This window comes from Moraxella sp. CTOTU46934 (genome assembly GCF_031979465.1).
Taxonomy (GTDB): domain Bacteria; phylum Pseudomonadota; class Gammaproteobacteria; order Pseudomonadales; family Moraxellaceae; genus Faucicola; species Faucicola tetraodonis.
In genome coordinates this window covers 117472-140186 of sequence record NZ_DALZEG010000005.1, presented here as the reverse complement: position 1 = coordinate 140186, position 22715 = coordinate 117472, and the positions used below count along the sequence as shown (strand labels likewise).

General features: G+C 44.9%; 20 protein-coding genes. 13 read left to right on the top strand and 7 right to left on the bottom strand.

Annotation, left to right across the window (positions count from 1 at the left end):
* Positions 1–334 precede the first annotated feature (334 nt).
* Positions 335–1726, top strand: coding sequence for a patatin-like phospholipase family protein (locus tag RTN07_RS06170; RefSeq protein WP_203172383.1), 1392 nt, complete (start codon positions 335–337; stop codon positions 1724–1726).
* 91 nt (positions 1727–1817) lie between these two features.
* On the opposite strand, the gene dapC is transcribed toward RTN07_RS06170, so the two are convergent.
* The 3 genes from dapC to parC form a co-directional block, all read right to left on the bottom strand.
* Entirely contained in the window at positions 1818–3026 is a 1209-nt protein-coding gene (gene dapC, locus RTN07_RS06165) for a succinyldiaminopimelate transaminase (RefSeq protein ID WP_312176604.1), read from the bottom strand.
* Positions 3027–3188: 162 nt separating this feature from the next.
* Positions 3189–3542, bottom strand: a complete 354-nt coding sequence (locus RTN07_RS06160; RefSeq protein WP_095356598.1) for a hypothetical protein — start codon at positions 3540–3542, stop codon at positions 3189–3191.
* Between the two features lie 183 nt (positions 3543–3725).
* Positions 3726–5978 carry a DNA topoisomerase IV subunit A gene (parC, locus tag RTN07_RS06155; protein ID WP_312176601.1) on the bottom strand — a complete coding sequence of 751 codons (2253 nt, stop codon included), beginning with the start codon at positions 5976–5978 and terminating at the stop codon, positions 3726–3728.
* Positions 5979–6404: 426 nt separating this feature from the next.
* Between parC and RTN07_RS06150 the strand changes: the two genes are divergently transcribed.
* From RTN07_RS06150 to RTN07_RS06130, 5 genes are all read left to right on the top strand, one after another.
* Positions 6405–8231 (top strand): AMP-binding protein, encoded by a 1827-nt coding sequence (locus RTN07_RS06150; RefSeq protein ID WP_312176599.1) that lies wholly within the window; start codon positions 6405–6407, stop codon positions 8229–8231.
* 107 nt (positions 8232–8338) lie between these two features.
* Positions 8339–10093, top strand: a complete 1755-nt coding sequence (locus RTN07_RS06145; RefSeq protein ID WP_312176597.1) for an AMP-binding protein — start codon at positions 8339–8341, stop codon at positions 10091–10093.
* 132 nt (positions 10094–10225) lie between these two features.
* Entirely contained in the window at positions 10226–10942 is a 717-nt protein-coding gene (gene rph / locus RTN07_RS06140; protein ID WP_076776475.1) for a ribonuclease PH, read from the top strand.
* 73 nt (positions 10943–11015) lie between these two features.
* The gene (locus tag RTN07_RS06135) at positions 11016–11498 is read left to right on the top strand and encodes a hypothetical protein (RefSeq protein WP_312176594.1); all 483 of its coding nucleotides are present in this window, start codon (positions 11016–11018) and stop codon (positions 11496–11498) included.
* A 162-nt stretch (positions 11499–11660) separates the two neighbouring features.
* Positions 11661–12224: a c-type cytochrome gene (locus tag RTN07_RS06130; protein WP_309596495.1), complete on the top strand. Its 564-nt coding sequence runs from the start codon at positions 11661–11663 to the stop codon at positions 12222–12224.
* Positions 12225–12277: 53 nt separating this feature from the next.
* On the opposite strand, the gene RTN07_RS06125 is transcribed toward RTN07_RS06130, so the two are convergent.
* Positions 12278–13066, bottom strand: a complete 789-nt coding sequence (locus RTN07_RS06125) for an elongation factor P hydroxylase (RefSeq protein ID WP_312176591.1) — start codon at positions 13064–13066, stop codon at positions 12278–12280.
* 144 nt (positions 13067–13210) lie between these two features.
* On the opposite strand from RTN07_RS06125, the gene RTN07_RS06120 reads away from it, so the two are divergent.
* The 5 genes from RTN07_RS06120 (at position 13211) to acpP (ending at position 16884) form a co-directional block, all read left to right on the top strand.
* On the top strand, positions 13211–13843 hold the full coding sequence (locus RTN07_RS06120) for a YceD family protein (protein WP_312176588.1): 633 nt from the start codon (positions 13211–13213) through the stop codon (positions 13841–13843).
* Positions 13844–14089: 246 nt separating this feature from the next.
* Complete coding sequence (rpmF, locus tag RTN07_RS06115) at positions 14090–14275, top strand: 50S ribosomal protein L32 (RefSeq protein ID WP_007115626.1); 186 nt, start codon at positions 14090–14092, stop codon at positions 14273–14275.
* 432 nt (positions 14276–14707) lie between these two features.
* Positions 14708–15712, top strand: a complete 1005-nt coding sequence (gene fabD / locus RTN07_RS06110) for an ACP S-malonyltransferase (protein WP_312176636.1) — start codon at positions 14708–14710, stop codon at positions 15710–15712.
* 17 nt (positions 15713–15729) lie between these two features.
* Positions 15730–16458, top strand: a complete 729-nt coding sequence (fabG, locus tag RTN07_RS06105) for a 3-oxoacyl-ACP reductase FabG (RefSeq protein WP_160001070.1) — start codon at positions 15730–15732, stop codon at positions 16456–16458.
* Between the two features lie 183 nt (positions 16459–16641).
* A complete protein-coding gene (gene acpP / locus RTN07_RS06100; RefSeq protein ID WP_007115622.1) occupies positions 16642–16884 on the top strand; it encodes an acyl carrier protein in 243 nt (80 codons plus the stop codon).
* Positions 16885–16967: 83 nt separating this feature from the next.
* Here acpP and RTN07_RS06095 read toward each other — a convergent pair whose 3' ends face one another.
* Entirely contained in the window at positions 16968–17765 is a 798-nt protein-coding gene (locus RTN07_RS06095; protein WP_172460484.1) for a cytochrome C assembly family protein, read from the bottom strand.
* A 165-nt stretch (positions 17766–17930) separates the two neighbouring features.
* Between RTN07_RS06095 and ffh the strand changes: the two genes are divergently transcribed.
* Positions 17931–19397, top strand: coding sequence for a signal recognition particle protein (gene ffh / locus RTN07_RS06090; RefSeq protein ID WP_065253465.1), 1467 nt, complete (start codon positions 17931–17933; stop codon positions 19395–19397).
* A gap of 180 nt (positions 19398–19577) precedes the next feature.
* Positions 19578–20666, top strand: coding sequence for a sulfate ABC transporter substrate-binding protein (locus RTN07_RS06085; RefSeq protein WP_312176583.1), 1089 nt, complete (start codon positions 19578–19580; stop codon positions 20664–20666).
* An 8-nt stretch (positions 20667–20674) separates the two neighbouring features.
* Here RTN07_RS06085 and RTN07_RS06080 read toward each other — a convergent pair whose 3' ends face one another.
* Both RTN07_RS06080 and recA read right to left on the bottom strand, forming a co-directional pair.
* The gene (locus RTN07_RS06080; RefSeq protein ID WP_203172371.1) at positions 20675–21307 is read right to left on the bottom strand and encodes a regulatory protein RecX; all 633 of its coding nucleotides are present in this window, start codon (positions 21305–21307) and stop codon (positions 20675–20677) included.
* Between the two features lie 105 nt (positions 21308–21412).
* A complete protein-coding gene (gene recA / locus RTN07_RS06075) occupies positions 21413–22468 on the bottom strand; it encodes a recombinase RecA (protein WP_096489385.1) in 1056 nt (351 codons plus the stop codon).
* Positions 22469–22715 lie beyond the last annotated feature (247 nt).

The window sequence follows — 22715 nt, the reverse complement described above, 5'->3', positions numbered from 1 at the left end:
TCTAGGCTCCAGATATTTAGGCTCCAGATATTTAGGCTCCAGATATTTAGGCTTCAAATATCTCCGCTCTAAATACCTACGTTCTAAATACAACAATGATTGCGCCGCTTTTTTTACTAGAAGTCAGCTTTTTAAAATTGCACGTATTCACCTTGATACAACATAGATATTTAAGCAGCAATGTTGATGTTTAATCAAAGGTTCGTGAATGACAAAACCCTCAAAAAAGTCACGCATATATCATTTTGTCGCTATAAAATCTTGCTACAATACTTGAGTGATATATATTCTATACTAAATAAAAACCACTATACTTATGGATGATGAGATTATTATGTCAACTAGAAAAACCATTTCCACACCTGCACAACCACCCCAGCCGGTAACTGATACTTCATCACCAATCACGGCGATAGAACCGCCAAACCCAAACCCCACTCAACCCACACCACAAGGCACGCCACCGCTCAAAGAACTGGTCAAACAATACGATAGCGTGTCATTGCTGCTGCAAGGTGGCGGTGCGCTTGGTGCCTACCAAGCAGGGATTTATGAAGGATTGCATAAACAAGGCATCAAAATCGACCGTATCTCAGGTATTTCAATCGGCGCGCTCAATACCGCCATCATCGCAGGTAACCGTCCAGAGAACCGCTTGGCAGCGCTGCAAGGGTTTTGGAACACCATCACCCATCGTAACTACACCCCTGCAGGGCTGAACATCTACCGTCAAACGGCCAATGAGCTAGATAAACTTAGCAAGATTGACATGGTAAGCCATTTTATGCCTTGGATATTTGAAAATGGCTTTTTAAAGCAGCAGCTGCGGGTGATGGAATCTACCGCTGAGGCTTGGCAAACCATGATTGAAGGACAGCGTGGCTTTTTTAAACCGCGTTATTTTGTGCCGTATGACACCACCCCCAATCACTTAAGCTATTACACCACCGACAAGCTGCGCGAAACCCTGGAGCGTTATTGTGACTTAAAACTGGTCAATGACGTCAATCGGATGAAAGTATCGGTGTCTGCGGTCAATGTGCGTAACGGTAACTTTGCCATTTTTAGCAATGAAAATGAAGAACTGCACTACGATCACTTTATTGCATCGGGTGCACTACCGCCAGGTTTTCCAGCGGTTGAGATTGATGGGGAGTATTATTGGGATGGCGGATTAGTGTCCAATACGCCGCTCAATGAAATCTTAAGCCATGAAGAGCACCTCAAGCAATTGATTTTCCAAGTGGATTTGTGGAATGCCAAGGGCACGGTGCCAGAGAATATGATGGAGATTGACGAGCGCATCAAAGACATCCAATATTCCAGCAAAACCCGCATGGTTACTGACTTTATGGCGCAAAAGTTGCGTTATACGCGCCTTATCAAAGAGTTACTTAAAATCATCGATGACGATGCTAAAGTTGATAAAGTTGAAGAACTGTGCGTCAATAAAGCCCGCGAAATGACAGAAGTCGGTGTCAAAAACGTGATTCATCTGATTTATCACAAAAAGACTTATGAGCGCGGCTATAAAGACTACGAGTTTAGTGGCTCGACCATGCAAGAGCACTGGGAAAGTGGTCTACAAGATATTGAGAACACGTTTCGCCACCCAGATTGGTTTATGCTACCTGAAACCGATGACATCTTTGTCAGCCATGATATTCACCAAAAACGCAAACGACTGGCACAGGTCAGTACCTTGCTAAAAAATCTTGAAGACTAGCAGTCGTTGTACGTTGAATCTTTACAAGCGGAAGGCTTACAAAAAGTCAAAAAAAGTGATGGTATCTAGCCATCACTTTTTTTATGAAAAATTACACCAAATTTGATAAGTCTAAAGTCAGCAATCGATCAATCGCCTCGCTGCTTTGTGCGATATCTGCAACCAATGCCATGCGAACATGGTTTTTGCCAGCGTTACCGCTGTTCTTTTGGTATGGGGGCATATCGCGAGATAGGTAACGCCCTGCAAGCGCATGGATATTTAGCTGCTCATAAATCACTCTGACAAACTGCTCATCATCTTGTACCGGCAACCAAAAATAAAAACCGGCATCAGGACGGCGTAGCGGTAATTTGTCTGACAGCTTGTCCATCCACAAATCAAACTTTTGGCGATATAGTTTGCGGTTTTCTTCCACATGGGCTTCATCTTGCCACGCGGTAATCGAAGCGAGCTGATGATGAATCGGCATCGCGCAGCCTTGGTAAGTGCGGTACTGGGCATACGGCGCTAGTAGCTTGGCATCACCTGCCACAAATCCTGAGCGCATGCCAGGTAGATTGGAGCGTTTTGACAGCGAATGAAACACCACGCAATTGGCAAAATCATCGCGTCCGAGTTTGGCGCAGACTTCAAGTAGTCCAATTGGCGGCGTATCAAAGTACAGCTCACTGTAGCACTCATCACTGGCTAGGATAAAGCCGTATTTATCCGATAGCTCAACCAGACGTTGCCACTGCGCCATATCCATCACTGAGCCAGTTGGGTTGTTTGGACTACACACAAAGACCAGTTGGGTCTTCTCCCAAACCTCGCTTGGCACGCTGTCATAATCACCGACAAAGTTATTGTCGGCGGTACAATTGACAAAATATGGCTGTCCACCAGCGAGCAGCGTCGCGCCTTCATAAATCTGATAAAACGGATTGGGCATCACTACGTAAGGTCGTTTGCTATCCTCACGGTCAAATGCCGCTTGTACAAAACTAAATAGCGCCTCCCGTGTACCCATCACAGGTAATACTTGGGTGTCGGCATTTAATTGTTTGACCTGGAAACGGCGCTGTACCCAATCGGCAATCGCTTGGCGCAGCTCGGGCAAACCGTTGGTGGTGGGGTAATTTTGAATTTTAGCCAGATTGTCTTTGATGACGTCTAGCACAAACTGTGGCGGCGTGTGCTGCGGTTCACCGATACCTAGTTTAATCGGGGCATAGTCTGGGTTTGGGGTGATGCCTTGTAGCAAGGTTGCCATCTTGGCAAACGGATAAGGATGCAAAAGCTGTAATTGCGGATTCATAAGGGGTTGGCTGTCCATATATGCGAGAGAGCTAATTTTAAAAACACTCTGATTTTAAAAATATTGGGGTGTTAAAAATACTGTGAAAAATGAGGTTACTTTACCCCGAATCGCTGAGTTTGCCAAGATTGAACCAAAAGTTTGCTAAAAGTTGATACCCAATTAACGTTTTGAACCATGAGCTTGGGTGATGTTCCGCTCAAAAAAATGGGTAAAGGTGAGTATCAAGGTAAAAAGGGTGGGGAAAAAGCAGGTGTTTACTATATCATGCACACTGCCTTGCCAGTACCAGTGCTTGTCGATTATAAGCTGGTCATGTCTGTCTAGCACTTCACCCATGCTGGCAGCAGCAATCACCGTGAATAAGGCAATAAGCCAACGATAGCGGTTATTTTTAAAAAGTAGACTTGTGATAAGAAATACCCCAATACCGACATAAATATGTAGGGCATCTCGCTCTAAGCCTGTGAAGCTAACGATATGGGTTTTGATGTCTTGGAATACGAAGTCGTACATAAAGTTTGATTTTGATTGAAAAGTTGGCAGAGAATAGCGATTTTCTGCCAACGGTTAAATACGGTTTTTGTGTTGAATTATTACAAGGCTTTAAGCACAAAAAATGCCTTTAACAAAAGGCATTGATTCAACAGCGAATGAGCTAAAACTAAACTCACTAGAACTAAATCAGCTAGAACTCAATTAACTAGCTTTGCTGATAGCACTCACCTTTTGAAACCCTTTTGGCAGGAGTGCACCGCGTCGGCCGCGTGTGCCTTTAAAGTTGGCAATATCCATCGGTTTGAGCGTCAAGGTGCGTTTACCACTGTCCAATGACAAACTATCCCCTTCGCTAAAGGTAGTGATGGCGACCACACTGTCACCGTCCTTTAAATCAATCAGCTTGTTGCCTTTGCCTTTTTTCATCATTGGTAACTCAGTCAATGGGTATACCAGCAAATGCCCTGCCGAGCTGACCACGCCAACTAGCGTATCTTGCTCACCAATTTGGTGGGTTATTAAAATACAGGCGTCATCAAAATTAATCACATTTTTGCCCGCTTTTTGGTTGGTATCAAGATCAGCAAAGGTGTTGATAAAGCCATAGCCTTGCGAGCTTGCCATGATGAGCTTACTGTCATCTTGTCCCATCAACACGTTGACAAAACTTGCTCCGCCCGTGGGTTTTAGCAGGCTGGTGAGCGGCTCGCCTTGCCCCCGAGCAGAGGGTAAGGTATAGGCATCGAGGCGATAGCTACGACCGGTGTTATCCATGAGATAGACTTTTTCATTGGACTTGCCTTGCGCATGGGCAAGATAGGCATCGCCCGAACGGTAATTCATATTGGCGGCATCGACATCGTGCCCTTTGGCGGAGCGAATCCAGCCTGATTTTGACATGATGACCGTCACAGGCTCGCTTGGGGCTAGGTCAGTTTCTTTAAGCGCGGTGGCTTCCGTGCGTTCCACAATCGGCGATTGGCGTTTGTCGCCATGCTCTTTCATATCGGCAGTGAGCTCTTCAATTATTAAGCCAGTCAATTTGTCTGGGTTGTTCAAGTAGGCTTCGATTTGGGCTTTCTCAAGCTCCAAGTCACTTTGTTCACGTTTGAGCTCAATTTCTTCAAGGCGTGCCAATTGACGCAGACGAATATCCAAAATCGCGTTGGCTTGGCTTTCGGTCAAATCATAGCGCGTCATCAATTCTGCTTTTGGGTCGTCTTCCTCACGGATGATACGGATGACCTCATCAATATGCAGATAGGCAATCAGCAAACCTGCCAAGATATGCAAGCGCTGCTCGATTTTATCCAAGCGGTATTGCAAACGGCGCGTGACGGTATCTCGGCGCACAGAGAGCCATTCAGTGAGAATGGTAAGCAGTGATTTGACTTGGGGTTTGCCATTGGTGCCAATCATGTTGAGATTAACGCGGTAATTACTCTCAAGGTCGGTACTGGCAAACAAATGGCTCATCATCGGCTCGATATCAACACGGCTCGAGCGCAGCTCTAGCACGATACGGCAAGCGTTTTGGTGGTCGGATTCGTCATGGATGTCGGTCACCCAAGGCAGTTTTTTGGCATTAATTAAATTGGCAATTTGCTCAATGATTTTATTACCGGAGATTTGATAGGGTAGCGCATCGATGATGACTAAGTTTTTTTCTTTGTCATCGACATGATAAGTAGCACGCATTTTGTAGCTACCACGACCCGTTTTATATAGCTGTAGCAAATCCTCAGGCGAGGTGATGATTTCTGCTTTGGTCGGCAAATCGGGGGCAGGGATGTACTTTGCCAGCTCTTTTTCCGTCATTGTGGGTTTTTTAAGCAGCGCAATGCAGCCTTTGACCACTTCAGACAAGTTATGTGGCGGGATATCGGTTGCCATACCGACCGCAATGCCCGTTGTGCCGTTAAGCAAGATGTTCGGCAGACGGGCAGGCAAGGTGACGGGTTCTTGCAAGGTGCCGTCAAAGTTGTCTTGCCAATCGACAGTGCCTTGACCGAGCTCGTTTAGTAAGGTATTGGCATAAGCAGATAGCTTGGCTTCAGTATAGCGCATCGCAGCGAAGGATTTTGGGTCGTCGGGCGAGCCGAAGTTGCCTTGACCACTAATGAGTGGATAACGGTAGCTAAACGGCTGACTCATGAGCACCATGGCTTCATAACAGGCTGAGTCGCCATGCGGATGGTATTTACCAATGACGTCACCGATAGTACGCGCTGATTTTTTGGGTTTGGCGGTATTTTTGAGCCCCAGCTCGCTCATCGCATACACGATACGGCGCTGCACGGGTTTTAACCCGTCGGCAACGTGTGGCAATGCCCGGTCCATGATGACGTACATCGCGTAGTTGAGATACGCGTTTTCGGTAAATTCAGCGACTGAGCGAGTGGGGTTATTCAAATCGTTTGGTTTGGTAATTTTTGCTACAAAGGTATCGGACATAATGGTTACTTAATCAATGACAAAAAATAAAAGAGTAAAAGAAAGTGCAAAAGAGAGATAACAAGTATGAGGAAATATCATAAAGCTTGAGAGTAGAAAAACAAGTGCTAATCCATGACATGGCAAATTTGCCCAGTTTTACACGTCAAAATGTGTCGCAAAAACGCCTTTTAAAGATAATTGGACACTGTAGCCGCGTTAACGGTCAAATAACCGATAACTATTTCGACGCGAAATCATTTTTATCATCCCATAAGTACAGAGAATAGGCTTGAGAATTGAGTAAATATTTAGTATGTTAATAACACATTTGGCCGCGATTTTTAATATAATTTTTAGTAGTGGGATGGACCTTTTTATAAAAATTCTTTTAATTATCAATATGCTATCCGCTGATAGACCGCATACCTAAGGAAAACATTTCTCATGAATGAATCAACCACCTCAGCTCAAACCCCTGACAACAATACCCAATACAATGCGCCCATTGATACTCCCATCGATACTCCCATCGATGCTCCCGTCGATAATAGGGAAGCGCAGCCACATGCGCCAAAGCTTACCGATCATCATGAGAAACCTTGGTTAAAGACTTACGAGCATTACGGCATGAACTATAACATGCAAATGCCCGGTGACGAAGTTAACCTAATGAATGTTTTTGAAAAGAATTTCGAACAATTCAATGGTAGTGATGCCTTTGTGTGTATGGGTAGTAGCATGACCTATCGTCAGCTAGATACTTATAGCCGCCAAATCGCGGCGTATTTGCAGGGTTTGGGTCTAAAAAAAGGCGATACCGTTGCGGTGATGATGCCAAATATCTTGCAATACCCAGTGTGTATGATTGGTATCATCCGCGCAGGTTTTATCTTGGTCAATGTCAACCCACTATACACCGCTCATGAATTAGCCCATCAGTTAGAAGACTCGCAAGCCAAAGCGTTATTTATTGTTGAAAACTTTGCCAAAACCTATCAAGATATCGGCAAAAAAATGGTTGATCACGTTATCGTCTGTTCAATCGGTGATTTGATGGGTACGTTCAAAGGTATGCTCGTCAATACCGTGGTCAAATATGTCAAAAAAGCCATTCCAGCTTGGCAAATTGACGGGCATGTGACCTTTAAGAGTGTGATCAAGCAAGCGTCTGCCAGTCGCTATCAGCGCCCAGAAGGTATCAAAGGCAGTGATATTGCGGTACTACAGTACACTGGCGGCACCACAGGGGTTGCCAAAGGTGCGATGCTTACCCACAGTAACTTGGTATCTAATATGCTACAGTGCCAAGAATTTGCCAGACAAGTGTTCCCCAATCAAATGGTGGGTGAGTACGTCGTCGTTGCCTTACCGCTCTATCATATTTTCTCATTTACCGCCTGTGCGCTACTCGGTATGAACATGGGCTTTACGGGTGTATTGATTCCAAATCCCCGTGACTTGGACAGCTTTGTCAAAGAATTAGCAAAATATAAGCCAGTCTTCTTCCCAGCGGTAAACACATTATTTAATGGTTTGGCGCACCACACCGGTTTTCGTGCATTAGACCACAGCAAATTGCGTTTGTCGCTAGGTGGTGGTATGTCGGTATTGCCTTCAACCGCTGAAGAGTGGAAACGTATTACAGGTACCAATATCCTAGAAGGCTACGGCTTGTCCGAAACTTCACCCGTTGCCACCCTAAACCCCTTGGCACAAGAGCAATTTAGCGCCAAAATTGGTATCCCGATGCCCAACACCGATATCAAACTGCTCGATGACAACGGCAATGAAGTCGCAGCAGGTGAGCGTGGTGAGATTGCGGTTAAAGGTCCACAAGTGATGAAAGGCTACTGGCAGCGTCCTGAAGCCACTACAGAAGTAATGACAGGAGACGGTTATTTCAAAACCGGTGACATCGCTGTCATTGATGAGCAAGGCTACTTCAAAATCGTTGACCGTAAAAAAGACATGATTTTGGTATCAGGATTTAACGTCTATCCAAACGAAGTTGAAGAAGTGCTAGCGGCGCATCCTAAAGTGTTGGAAGTCGGGGTGATTGGGGTGCCGAGCGAAAAAAGCGGTGAAGTACCAAAAGCGTTTGTAGTACGTAAAGACCCAAGCCTCACCGAGGAAGAGTTGTTGCAATATGCGCGAAGCGAGTTAACCGGTTATAAACGTCCGCGTAAAGTTGAGTTTGTGGATGAATTGCCAAAATCAAACGTTGGCAAAATCCTGCGTAAAGAACTGCGTAAACTTGAAGAAAAAAAGTAAGCTAACGCTTGTTACTAAAACCCAGCTTTTCTATATCAGATTAGTTGGGTTTTTTATTGCATCGCGCCCAATTAACCTTATAAAATTGGGCATACCACTAGGCTGTTATGAGCAATACTGAGTTTATGGATGACGCTATTTTACCAATCAATGACCGCCCGATGCATGAGATGTATGAATGGGAAGAAAATCAGCAACCGTGGCTGATTAGCTACGAGCGCTATAACATTTGTAGTACCATCGATATGCCAGATGAACAAACGTCGCTGATTGACATGTTAGAGGCAGGGTTTGCCAAACATGCGCGGCAAGTGGCGTATTACTGCGATGATCAGGAGATTACTTACCAGCAGCTAGATAAACTGAGTCTAAAAGTTGCCATTTATCTGCAGCAGTTAGGGCTCAAGGTCGGTGATGCTATTGGCGTGATGTTGCCCAATATTTTGCAATATCCTGTGATTACCCTTGGCGTCATCCGTGCTGGCATGGTGCTAGTGAGTATGAACCCTTCCTACACCAGTCGCGAGCTTGAGCACCAAATCGATGATGCCGATATCAAGGCATTGTTTATATTAGATAAATTTATTTATACCTATAAAGACATTGCCGATAACCTTAACCGCGATTTACATCATTTAATCATCTGTCGTTTGGGCGATTTAAAAAGTAAGCTCAAAGGTGCGTTAATCAATTTGGTCTCAGCGACTACCGATTTACCGCCAAAAGGTAATTGGATTTATTTTAGTCAGTTATTAGCTGGCGCTAGCAAGGCTTATCAACGCCCAACTCTCACGTTATCGAATATTGTATTAATTCAATATACCGGTGGTACCACAGGGACGGCAAAAGGCGCGATGCTCAGTCATGGCAATGTGATTGCCAATTTGCTGCAAATCGATGCGTTGATTCGCAGCGCGTACGATGAAGAAGGGCAGGAAGATATTATTTTGGCGTCGTTGCCACTGTATCATGTATTTTCATTCACCATTTGCTGTGTTTTTATTTTGTATCGTGGGTTTGCATCAAGGCTCGTGCCCAATCCACGTGATATCAATGAACTGGTCAATACGCTAAGGCGTACACCGCCGCATTTTATTTTAGGAGTCAATACGCTATTTAGTGCCTTGATACAGCATCCTGAATTTCGAAGGCTAGATTTTTCCCAACTCAAAGCCACCATTGGCGGGGGCATGGCAATCTTACCTAGCGTTGCCAAAAAATGGCATACCATCACAGGGTTGCCGATTATCGAAGGGTATGGGCTCTCAGAAACTGCGCCTGTGATTACCTTTAATCCATTAACTATCGCAGAATTTACCAACAAAGTCGGGCTACCAACCCCTGATACTGACATCATCTTATTGGACAACAACGACCAACCTGTGCGCATTGGCGAACGCGGGGAAATCGCCGTCAAAGGCCCGCAAGTGATGGTGGGGTATCGCAATCTACCTGTCGAGACTGCTAATGCGTTTACCGCGACAGGCTATTTACGCACAGGCGATATTGGCATCATTGATGAGCGCGGTTTTATCAAAATCGTTGACCGTAAAAAAGACATGATTGTGGTGTCAGGGTTTAATGTCTACCCAAATGAGATTGAGTCGGTGATGCTCGAGCATGCCGATGTGCTCGAGTGCGTGGCGATTGGGGTGCCGAGCGCGACGCGCGGGGAAGAGCCCAAAATATTTGTGGTCAGAAAACACAACCGCGTCACTGCTGAGCAGCTACTGGCGTTTGGTAAACAGCACTTAAGTGGCTACAAACGCCCACGCTATGTCGAGTTTGTCGATAGTCTGCCCAAGTCCAATGTTGGTAAGATTTTACGTAAAGAGCTACGTAAGCGCGAAGGGCTTGAATAGCAACCTGCGATGTTGCCGACGGAATTGTCTTGCTAAAACTGGGTTGGCAAGGTAGCATAAAACCACTGTAATTTTTGCCCATTGCTTAAAAACTATCTACCAAACCGTCAAGGCGGTCTTTTAGGGAATCTTATGCGTATCGATAATCGTGAAAACAACCAACTTCGCCCAATTAGTTTTGTGCGTAACTTTACCAAACATGCCGAAGGCTCCGTGCTGGTCAGCTATGGCGATACCAAAGTGCTATGTACCGCCAGTATCGAAACCCAAGTACCGCGCTGGCTCAAAGGCACAGGTAAAGGCTGGATTACCGCTGAATACGGTATGTTGCCACGTGCGACCCACGAGCGTACCCAACGCGAAGCCGCTAAAGGTAAACAATCAGGTCGTACCCAAGAGATTCAGCGGTTGATTGGCCGTAGCTTACGAGCGATGGTAGATCTTGAAAAGCTTGGGGAAAATACCATCCATATCGACTGTGACGTGCTGCAAGCCGATGGCGGTACTCGTACTGCCAGTATCACCGGTGCGGCTGTGGCATTGGTCGATGCGTTAGAAAAACTGCAAGCCGCCAAAAAACTCAAAGCCGATCCTTTGGTTGGCTTGGTAGCAGCGGTCTCTGTGGGCATCAAAAATGGTGAAGTACTCTTGGATTTGAACTATAGCGAAGACTCAAGCTGTGACACAGATCTTAACGTCGTGATGACGCAAAAAGGCGAGTTTATTGAGATTCAAGGCACTGCCGAAGAAAAACCTTTTACCCGTGCGCAAGTGGACGAAATGCTAGCGATTGCTGAAGAAGGTATCAAACAGCTGATTGCCGAACAACAAGCAGTGCTAGGTTGGTAAAATAGCCTAACAAAACAAGCTGGGCTAGTAAGGGCGTAGGCGCTACGCCCTTGAAATCGTTATAGAGATGATTATGTTAAAAGTCACCGAGACAGGCGTTACCATTGGTTTGCAAAGTCAAGCGGTGACACCAAACAAGCTGACCCAAATACTCTGGATGGGTATCGCCATTGCCGGGGTAGGGCTATTGATGGCATTTAAAATGCTCTCAGTCGCCATCGGCTCGCTGATGATTTTACTAGCCATCATCGCAGGTGTTGCGTGGCAATCATTCAACCGAAAAAAAGAGGTGGCCACTTTGACAGGGGGTGAACTGCGACTGACCCAACAAGGTTTTAGCCATCACCAAGGTGCTAAAGTCACAAGTTATCAATTATTGCCTAGCGATAGCATTGAGCACACAATCGATGGCATGATCATCTACAATGCTGACGGTCTAACCTTATATCACATCACAGGTTTTAACGACCCTAAACATATCAAAATCGCCCAAGCCGTCCTACAAGGTAAGCCCATCAAAACCCAAGGCAAAGCAATCAAACTACAAAGCACTTAAGCAAAAAACCACACCCTATCTCACACAGTGGTTAGCCTTAGTTACCAAATCATAATAATTTTTTTGGCAATACTTGTTAAAATCCTTAGAGATGATTAATCCACAATCTAATAATAACATTCATTATTAAATTCATATAAAAAAACACGGAAGGAAAGGACGATGTCAACTGCATTAAAATTTGCCACCCCATTTATCGTTGCGATGGCGCTGGTAGGCTGTAATAAAAAAACAGAAACCACAACCACAACTACTGCTTCAGCGCCAGCTACCACAGTTACCGCTAGCGCCAATGGTGCAACGGCAACCGCTACGGTAAGTACCACAACGACGTCGACCACGGCAGTTGACCCTAACATGACGCCAGAAGACCATAAAAAAGCGCGTGAAAGAATCATGAAAGATTGGAAAAAAACCAACCAGACCATTGGTGCGATGGTCAAAGATCCAAGCAAATTTGATGCCGCGCAAGTCAAAGCCGCCGCCGAGAAACTTAACCAAAATCCTTGGGTGCATTATCCAGAGACAGCCAAAGGCGGTGAAGCAAAAGATGAAATTTGGCGCGATGCTGCAGGGTTCCAACAGCAGATTGATAAATTTAAAACCGCTGCCAGTGCCCTTAATGCCGCCGCTGCAACTGCAACCAGTGTCGATGGCATTAAAACCCAATTTGGCGATTTGGGCGCTAGCTGTAAATCCTGTCATGACAAATATAAAGAAGACTAATTTTTTATCCCTAATAAAAAAGGCAGCGTTCAATGACTGCCTTTTTTATTGATTTAATTCGCTTTGATAAAATTGTGAGAGATATCAAACGAGGTCAATGGTAGCGGGCGCAGTTTGGTTAACTGGCTTAGCAACACTTTGGCATCGGTTGACAGTTTTTGCCCCGTTTGCCAAAACTTCACCGCTTGGGCTTGTACATCGGCTTCAAAAGTGCTCTGACTGGTATCAAAATCAGCAAACAAATTATCTTTAGACACGCTAAAGGGTTTGTTGCAGGCCAGCGTTAATAAACATTCAATCGCCTGCGGCAGGATTTCCACTTGTTCAAACTGTTGCTGCTGCTGCTCATTACGTCCATCGGGCGCATACCAATAGCCAAAGTCATTGAGCAATCGGCGTTTTTGACCTGCCATACACCAATGGCTAATTTCATGCAAGGCACTGGCAAAAAATCCATGCGCAAACACAATTTTGGCAGGCTCGGTATCAGTCGCGGCAAAATACTCAGGCTCATGCTCGCCTTTGACCAAAATCGTATCACGATGGCAAAACCACCGTTTGAACCAACCTATCAGCCATTGCACTTGTAATGCTTCCACCGATACCCATTGAAAGTCAGTCAAAGGGCGATTTTTTGTCTTTGATATACTGGCGAGTACGGGCACAAAATTAACCCTTAATGCTAAATGCGCACTTTTCTGGTCAATCACAGTTGTGTCAATATCATTGGCTAACACAGGCGCCACCGCGAATTGACTGACAAAAGGCAGTGTCATAAAGGGGAAAATAGCAAGGGTTTGTGGTGATATTTGTGCGGATAGTGGCGATAGGTGTGTGGACATAGCAAAAGTAGGGTTGATAAAAATTGCTATTATACAATTTAACCGCCCGCATCGACTAGGAAATCACGCCTACAACATGCTACCATGCAATGGACGTCAGTATGCTTTATACTACAACGCAACATAATTAAAAGGAGCGGTGAAATGACGCTACATTCTTTATCAAACGTGCCATCACAATCATCGCAAGATGTACCGACAACTGCCCCATCCAAAACCGCCAATAACACCACCAGTGAGATTGGCGCCAGTGCCAGCTTGGTTAAGTTTATTGACTTGGCACGTTGGGAGCATAACAACGATAACCATTATCACTGGGAAGGCAAGGTGAGTCTCAAGGATTTGCCACGTATCTATGCCTTGGGTGATGAACATCATGACAACGATCAGCCACTGGATGTGATATTAGATATTCAGAAAAAAGGGGACGTGGTATTTTGGCAATTACACACTACGGGCGTGCTTTGGCAAACCTGCCAGCGCTGCCTAGACCCCGTCGCAGTGAGTCTAGATGTCGATAGTGAGCTTGCACTGCTTGAAGATGAAAATCACGTCGCATTGCTTGATGAAGGCACAGAAATCATCCTGATTGATGAGCTAACGGATGACAATAAACTGTGGCTATTACCGATGATTGAAGATGAGTTATTGGTGGATTTGCCATTAGCACCCAAGCATGACGACTGCGAAATGGCAGTCACTGAGGTGGGCGAGTTGCCAGAGGCAGTGGCGGAAAAAGAAAATCCTTTTGCGGTACTGGCAAGCCTAAAAAGTTAATAACAACCACGCCATTATATACGCTGTCATACACGTAGTAACAAAAACTTGCCACTAAATGTCGGTTAAGGCTTTGCTAAATAGGTTTTTTTACGTATAATATGGCGTTTATAAATTTATCTGATTGTCTGTTCCAATAGTTTGCCTTATATCCATGCCAAATATCGATACCAAGTTGTTTGCATGATGATGTAATGAGGTTAAGGGAACGATGTTTTAATAGCGAGAAGCACAGGAGCTAACCTCATGGCTGTTCAACAAAACCGTAAAAGCCGTTCACGCCGTGATATGCGTCGTTCACACGACCGCATCACAATCAATGCTGTTGCTGTAGATGCAACTACCGGTGAAAAACACATCCGTCACCATGCGACCAAAGACGGTTTTTACCGTGGTCGTCAATTATTCAAAGTAGCAGCAGTTGCTGAATAATTAACGCAAAATGCAGTACTTTGACATAGCTTAGTATGCATTGGCTAAGCACCAAAAAGGCTGATAATAATTCATCAGCCTTTTTTTATTTGTTTTTTATGTAAAAATACCTGAAAGAAAAAACTAGAATTTTTTTTTCAATATGCCATAATAATCAGAGTACAATTGTACACATAAATTTGCTGGCTTACTTTTGTCTTCTTGATAATAAGTTGTATTATTGCCAGCCAAGTTTGATAAGCTTATAACGTCAATCCAAGCTAATGACCCATTTTGATTTTGCTGATAACTTTTGGTAAAGTAATCGACCAAAAAATCGCCTAAGCAAATTTTTTTAACCGTTTTTTTTAGCAGTCTAGTAGACGCAATGCAACATAAGCATTACAACATAGGCAGTAAAATATAATAAGTTAGGACATTATGGATAACCCAATGCAAAGCCAAACCAGCGCAAATCAACCAGCCAATTCATCACAAAATGCTACCTCTATGAAATATGCTGTGATTTTTCCAGGACAAGGCTCGCAGAGTGTGGGTATGCTACAAGATTGGGCAGCCCAGTATCCTACTGTCAAAGCAACGTTTGATGAAGCCTCAACAGCGCTTGGGTTTGACTTGTGGGCGATATGCCAAGGGGCGTCAGGTGCCGCGTCTTTGGATGATACCGCGTATACCCAACCTGCACTATTGACCGCTAGTATGGCGATTTGGCGGGTGCTGCACGATGAGCTTGATTTACAGCCGGCATATGTTGCAGGGCATTCACTGGGTGAATACAGTGCGCTGTGTGCCGCTGGGGTATTGAGTTTGGCAGATGCGGTAAAGCTGGTGCATCAACGCGGTCAGTATATGAGCGCCGCCATGCAATCGCAAACAGGTAAAATGGCAGCGATTTTAGGTCTGCCTGATGAAGATGTACAACAAATATGTGACGCTGTGGTAGCGGAGCATACGCAGGCAGTGGTCAGTCCAGCCAATTTTAACGCGCCAGGGCAAGTGGTGATTGCAGGCAATGTGGCAGGCGTGGATTTAACGTCAGAGAAAATTGCTTCACTCGGTAAAAAAAGCATGCCGCTAAAAGTCAGTGTACCGTCACATTGCCAGCTGATGACGCCTGCCACCGATAAGCTTGCCGCAGAATTAGAAACCGTGACATTTAACCCCCCTAGCATTCCGGTGATACAAAATCGCCATGCGCGGGTAGAAACCGATGTGACCGCAATCAAACAAGCGTTGATTGAGCAGCTCAATATGCCCGTGCTATGGTCGACTATTGAGAATAATTTAGCAGACGCGCAAATCAGCTTACAAATCGAATGTGGTAGCGGTAGTGTGCTGACAGGACTAGCCAAACGCCAAGCGCAGAAAATTACCACACTAGCAACCGATACAGTGGCCAAACTAGATAATATAAAACAACAATTATCAGCCCAATAAAAAAACCAAGGAAGTATATGACTCAACGTATTGCATTAGTGACAGGCGCTAGCCGTGGAATTGGTCAAGCAATCGCCAAACGTCTAGCAAATGAAGGCTATCTTGTCATCGGCACTGCTACTAGTGAAAAAGGCGCAGCGGCAGTCAATGATTACCTACAGGAATTGGGTGGTGCAGGTCGCGTGCTCAATGTGCAAGATGCCGAGCAAATCAACCAGTTATTTGATAGCATTGAAAAAGAATTTGGCAATGTACAGGTGCTAGTCAACAATGCCGGCATTACCCAAGATGGTCTGCTCATGCGGATGGATGACAATGCCTGGGAGCGCGTGCTCGACGTCAATTTGACCTCGGTATTTCGCACCAGTAAACGCGCCATAAAAGGCATGATGAAAGCGCGGCAAGGTCGCATTATTAATATCACTTCCGTAGTCGCTGCGATGGGCAACGCCGGACAAACCAACTATACGGCGAGCAAAGCAGGCATTGAAGGCTTTACCCGCTCACTGGCTCGGGAGATTGGCTCACGCCAAATCACCGTCAACTGCGTGGCACCTGGCTTTATCGACACTGACATGACCAAGGATCTTGATGAAGCATTGATTCAATCCATGCTTAATGCCGTTCCGCTAGCCAGACTGGGCAAACCTGAAGACATCGCCGCTGCGGTAAATTTCTTGGCAAGTGAAGAAGCAGGTTATATTACCGGCACCGTGCTTGACGTCAATGGCGGCATGTACATGTAAATGGTTTAGCCTGCTAAACACCAACCTAACGAGCGTTAAAATGCAGTTTTTGAACTTAAAATACAGTTTTTGAAATAGTAACAGGTTGCATTATTTTATTTTGAAATAGGCAATGAGCATGATAATATGCTCTAATAGGTAGTTTACTCGATATATCATATACCCCAATGCAAGGAGAGAAGCATGAGTAACGAAATCGAACAAAAAGTAAAAGCCGCAGTAGCTGAGCAATTAGGCGTGAATGCAGAAGACATCAAAAATGAATCTTCATTTATGGATGACCTCGGCGCAGATTCACTTGACCTTGTTGAATTGGTGATGTCTTTTGAAAACGAATTTGGTATTACCATTCCTGACGAAGACAGCGCACAATTGACCACGGTGCAAAGTGCTATCAGCTACGTACAATCAAAATTGGCTAACTAATTGCTAGTTATTTAATTTAGCCGCTTACTTATCACTTAGTTAAGCGGCATTTTACCCCAGTTTTAGCGATAAAATTGGGGTTTTTATTTGTTTAAAATCAGCTCCAACACAAACTTCGTCCCGATAAACGCCAAGCCAAGCAAAATCACACCATATAGCGTCATATTAGCCGCGCGTTGACCTCGCCAGCCAAAGCGCCAATGTCCAACCAATAACGCCCCAAATACCAGCCAAGACAACAGACTAAACACAGTCTTGTGTACCAAATGCTGCGCCAGTAAATTGGTAGTATCGATAAAGCCCAACAACAGCGAAATCGACAATAGGCCAAAACCGACAGTAATCATATCAAACAGCAAGGCTTCCATGCTTTGGAGTGAAGGTAGTTTATCGACCCAGACACGGTGAAAGGTTTGACGTTTGAGTTCGCTGATTTGTAGCCGTAGCATAATCGCGGCAATCGCTGCCATAAATAGTACCGAATAGGCAGCCAAAGACATGATGATATGGGCTTGTAAGATAGGACTGATGGTTGATAGCGGGTGATAGGGTGCATCGCCAAAAAAACCAATCATCATGCCCAAAAATGCCAACGGCGTTGCCAAAATCCCAAGCGGCAAAATTTGGCGGTAAAGACAAAACCCCCAATAAAATAACAGCATAAACAATGTCGTCAACGACACGACATTAAAAATATTAAAGTTTAGCCCGCCTTGGGTAATGATATCAGGATATAACACCACCGCATGACCCAATAACCCAATCAGCAATTGCCCAAGCACCATGCTTTTACGGATGGGCTTTTGTTGCGTAACTGCCCACATCAAATAGACGGTAGTTAAGCCATAACAGACTAACGCAAGTACAAAGATTACAAACACCCTAGCCTCATCAAAAATCATCAAATACGTGCAAAATGCGATGGTTATACTAGCATGACCCATGTAACAAATCGCGATTTTATCGGTATTATATTAGCAGTTTTAGCTAATTTAGCATAAAATAGTAAGATTATAAAATTGATAGCAATAGATTAGAGAAATTATATGTTTGAAACCTTAACCGAACGCCTGTCGACGAGTTTACGTAGTATCTCTGGTACAGGGCAGCTAACTGAAGACAACATCAAAGACACCTTGCGTGAAGTGCGTATGGCACTACTAGAAGCGGATGTCGCCTTGCCAGTGACACGCGATTTTGTGTCACGGGTAAAAGACAAAGCCCTAGGTCAAGAAGTCCTTAAAGAACTCGCCCCAGGTCAAGCCTTTGTCAAAATCGTCTATGACGAACTGACCGAGATGATGGGCAGTGCTAACCAATCACTTGAAATGACAGGTAAACCACCCGTTGTCTATCTACTAGCGGGTTTACAAGGGGCGGGCAAAACCACCACAGCTGGTAAACTTGCCAAATATCTGCAAGAGCGCCATAAGAAAAAAGTTATGCTAGTCTCTGCCGACGTCTATCGCCCCGCGGCAATCAAGCAGCTTGAGCAAGTCGCTGAGCAAGTCAAAGCCAATTTTGTGCCATCAAGTGCTGACCAAAACCCGATTGATATCGCCAAACGTGCCATCGAGCAAGCCAAAGTACAGTTTCAAGATATTTTGATTATCGATACCGCAGGTCGTCTACACATCGACGAAGCCATGATGGATGAAATCAAAGCCTTAACAGCAGCCGTCACCCCGTCAGAAACCTTGTTTGTCGTTGACTCAATGACCGGTCAAGATGCGGCAAATACGGCAAAAGCCTTTAATGATGCGCTACCTTTGACCGGCGTGATTTTGACCAAGACTGACGGCGATGCGCGCGGTGGTGCGGCGTTGTCGGTACGTGCCATCACTGGCAAACCGATAAAATTTTTGGGGCGTGGTGAAAAACTTGACGCGCTTGAGCCCTTCCACCCTGAGCGTGTGGCACAGCGTATCTTGGGCATGGGTGACGTGTTGTCACTGGTCGAAGAAGTCGAGCAAAAAATTGACCGCGAAAAAGCGGAAAAAATGGCGAAAAAAATCCAAAAAGGTGGTGAGTTTGACCTTGAGGATTTGCTAACCCAATTCCAACAAATGAAGAATTTAGGCGGCATGGCGGGCTTTTTAGATAAGATGCCAGGCATGAGCGGTGCGGATGTCCAAAAAGCGGTATCAGATGCCAAACCCGAAGAAAAGGTCAAAGAAATGGAAGCACTCATTCATTCAATGACCCCATTTGAACGTAAAAACCCCGATAAAATCAACCCAAGCCGTAAACGCCGTATCGCGGCAGGCGCGGGTAAAGACGTACAGCACGTCAATCAGCTGTTAAAGCAGCACAAGCAGATGGCAAAAATGATGAAAATGCTATCTGACCCATCGGGCATTAGCAAAATGATGAAAGCGGTACAAGGGTTGACCAAGGGCATGGGCGGTGGCGGTGGTCCATTGTTTGGACAAAACAACCAAGCAGGCGCAAATACCACGACAGTTAACGGTCAAGCCAATCCAGTTGCGCCAAAATTTAAAACCCGTTTTTAAAATTTTAATCGCAGCATTGTACTTTCAAAGCCCGTATGCGTTACGGGCTTTTTTATTCAACTAAGGAATAATGAAAGTATTAAATATTCCAAGACAGTATAATTAAAAATCCTTACTATATTTTCAATCATTAAGCCATTGGATGTTTAGCGTGGCACTTTGAAAACTTATGAGGAAAACATGACAAACGCGACCCAAAATCACCCATTCACCACCCGTACGCAATTTAAAGGCAAAGTCTTGGCATTAGCCGGTATTTCAGTGATGGCAGTGGCAAGCTTAACTGCCTGCCAAAAAGCTCCGCCCAAAAACGATAGTGCAGCCAGTGCGTCAGCCGCTAACGGCAATGGTGTATCTTTGCTAAACGTATCTTACGACGTGTCCCGCGAGTTGTATAAAGAATACAACCCGATTTTTACGGGGCAGCAAAAACAAGCCGTCACTATCCAGCAATCGCATGGCGGCTCAAGTAAACAAGCCTTAAGCGTGGCCAATGGGCTTAAAGCGGATGTGGTGACCATGAACCAAACCTCAGATGTAGAACTGCTGGTGAAAAAAGGCTTGGTGGATAAAAACTGGCAACAAGCGTTTCCCAATAACGCGGTACCTTATACCAGCACCATGGTACTACTAGTTCGTAACAACAACCCCAAGCAAATCAAAGACTGGGATGACTTGGCAAAACCCGGTGTCAGTATCGTAATTGCCAATCCAAAAACCAGTGGTACAGCAAGATATGGTTTCTTGGGTGCGTATGGATATGGCTTGCACCACTTCAATAATGACGAAGCCAAAACCAAAACGCTGGTGAAGCAAATTTTGAGCAATGTGGCAGTGTATGACAGTGGCGCAAGGGCAGCGACAACAAGCTTTTTACAACGAGAAATTGGCGATGTGCTGATTACCACAGAGAATGAAGCACAAATCACCAAAAAAGAATTTGCCGATAAAAACTTACAGATTGTTTATCCCAGTTATTCGGTCAAGATTAGTAATCCTGTCGCTGTGGTGAATGCCGTTACCGAGCAAAAAGGTACCACTGAATTGGCCAAAGCCTATTTAAAAGGTTTGTGGGATACGCCTGCCCAAGAGATTATGGCCAAGAATTATTTGCGCCCTGTGGATGCGGCGACTTTGGCAAAATACCAAAGCCAGTTTCCTGCAATTGCCACGTTTGAGCCAAATCAAGTTTTTGGTAGCTGGGATGAGATTATGAGCAAGTTTTTTAAAGATGGCGCAATTTTTGACCAATTGGCGGTAAAAAAATAGCCGTTGCCCTAGCGATTGGCTAGGGTGGTTAAGTCATACTTTAAGGCATCAAAACACACATCGGCAGCAAAGCCCCGATATTGCAGAAATCGCAGTTGACGGGCTTTTTCTTTAGGCTCTGTCGGGATGGCATCACCGTATTTTCGTACCCGTGCTGCCACCGCTTGGGCAAGCCAATCCACTTCATAGGCCTCATCTGGGTTGTCATCCACCGTGTCTGATTCGATATCATTGAGTAATAAATCCTCAAAAAAATCATTGTGCGTCTCAATCCATGCATTAATCGCACTGACCGAACGGACGGTGGTTAATCCATGTTTTTTTAACGTTTGAAAAATCCGCTGGGTACCATATTGCTTGCCGATACCTTCTTTGATCAATGCAGACGTCATACGCTCATCACTTTGATAGCCTTCTGCTTCAAATTCGCTCAAAAGCGCTTCGATAGCCGCCGCATCACATCCTTTTGCCAGTAGTTTGTCCCGCAGCTCTTTTTTAGACTGCTCACGCCGCCCAAGATAATAAAACGCGAGCCAACGCATGTAGCTCTCGGCTTTAAGCTTGTCATGGTAAGCTTGGCGTTGTTCATCAGTCATTAACTGATTTTCGATAGTTTCTAACAAGGATTTAGGATCTGGCATAGCGGTTTTAACCGTGACTAAAAAAAGCTAACAGGCTGGGGAACAAGTTGAACGGTATAAAAACAAAAACCCCAGTAAAAACTAGGGTTTTGGGTAGCTAGGTAGTTATTGCATACCTTCGACAAACTCAGGGGGCTCAACGTCAAGGGCTTCTTCTGGCACAGGTTCGACATTACCAAGCTTAGCAGCGCGCACTTTGGCTTCAATCTCTTGGGCGATTTGTGGATTTTCTTCCAAGAATCTAATGGCATTGGCTTTACCTTGACCAATTTTACTGTCATTGTAGCTATACCAAGCGCCCGATTTTTTGACCGCATCAATATCGACACCCAAGTCAACCACTTCACCTAGATGATTGGTACCTGTCCCATACATGATGTCAAATTCTGCTTGGCGAAACGGCGGTGCGAGTTTATTTTTGATGACTTTAACGCGGGTCTCAGAACCGACGATGTTTTCACCCTCTTTAACCGCACCAATACGACGAATATCCAAGCGCACCGACGCATAGAATTTAAGGGCATTACCACCGGTTGTGGTTTCTGGCGAGCCAAACATGACACCGATTTTCATACGAATTTGGTTAATGAATACCACCATACAGTTAGAGCGTTTGGCGTTACCGGTGATTTTTCGTAACGCTTGGCTCATCAAGCGCGCTTGCAGACCCATATGGCTGTCGCCCATCTCGCCTTCAATTTCCGCGCGTGGGGTAAGGGCAGCGACCGAGTCAACAACAATCATATCCACCGCACCTGAGCGCACTAGCATATCGGTGATTTCAAGCGCTTGTTCACCGTTGTCAGGCTGCGTGACAAGTAAAGCGTCGACATCAACGCCCAATTTTTTGGCATAAATAGGGTCTAGCGCATGTTCAGCATCGATAAAAGCACAGGTACCGCCCTGCTTTTGACATTGGGCGATTGCTTGCAAGGTTAAAGTGGTTTTACCCGAACTTTCAGGACCATAAATTTCGACGATACGACCCTTTGGCAAACCGCCAATGCCCAGTGCAATATCCAAACCCAATGAGCCTGTGGAGACTACATCCACGTTGATTTTTGCTGACTCATCACCCAGGCGCATGATGGTATTTTTACCGAATTGTTTTTCAATTTGTGATAAAGCGGCAGTTAAAGCTTTGGCTTTATTGTCGTCCATAAGGACTCCTTGTCATAAAAAAGGTTAATAAAAACGGGAAAAATTTAAAGGTAGTGATAAGTTAAAAAAGAAGTGAATTGATAAAGCTATAATAACAAAATATACGAAAAATTATAGGGCTAAATCACTGATATACGACATATATTGTCGCTTGTGATTGTTAATAATTAATTAAAAATGACATGAGAAAATCTCTATATAAATGGGTGTTTTTTGGGTGTTTTCAAGCTATAAGTTGCAACAAAAA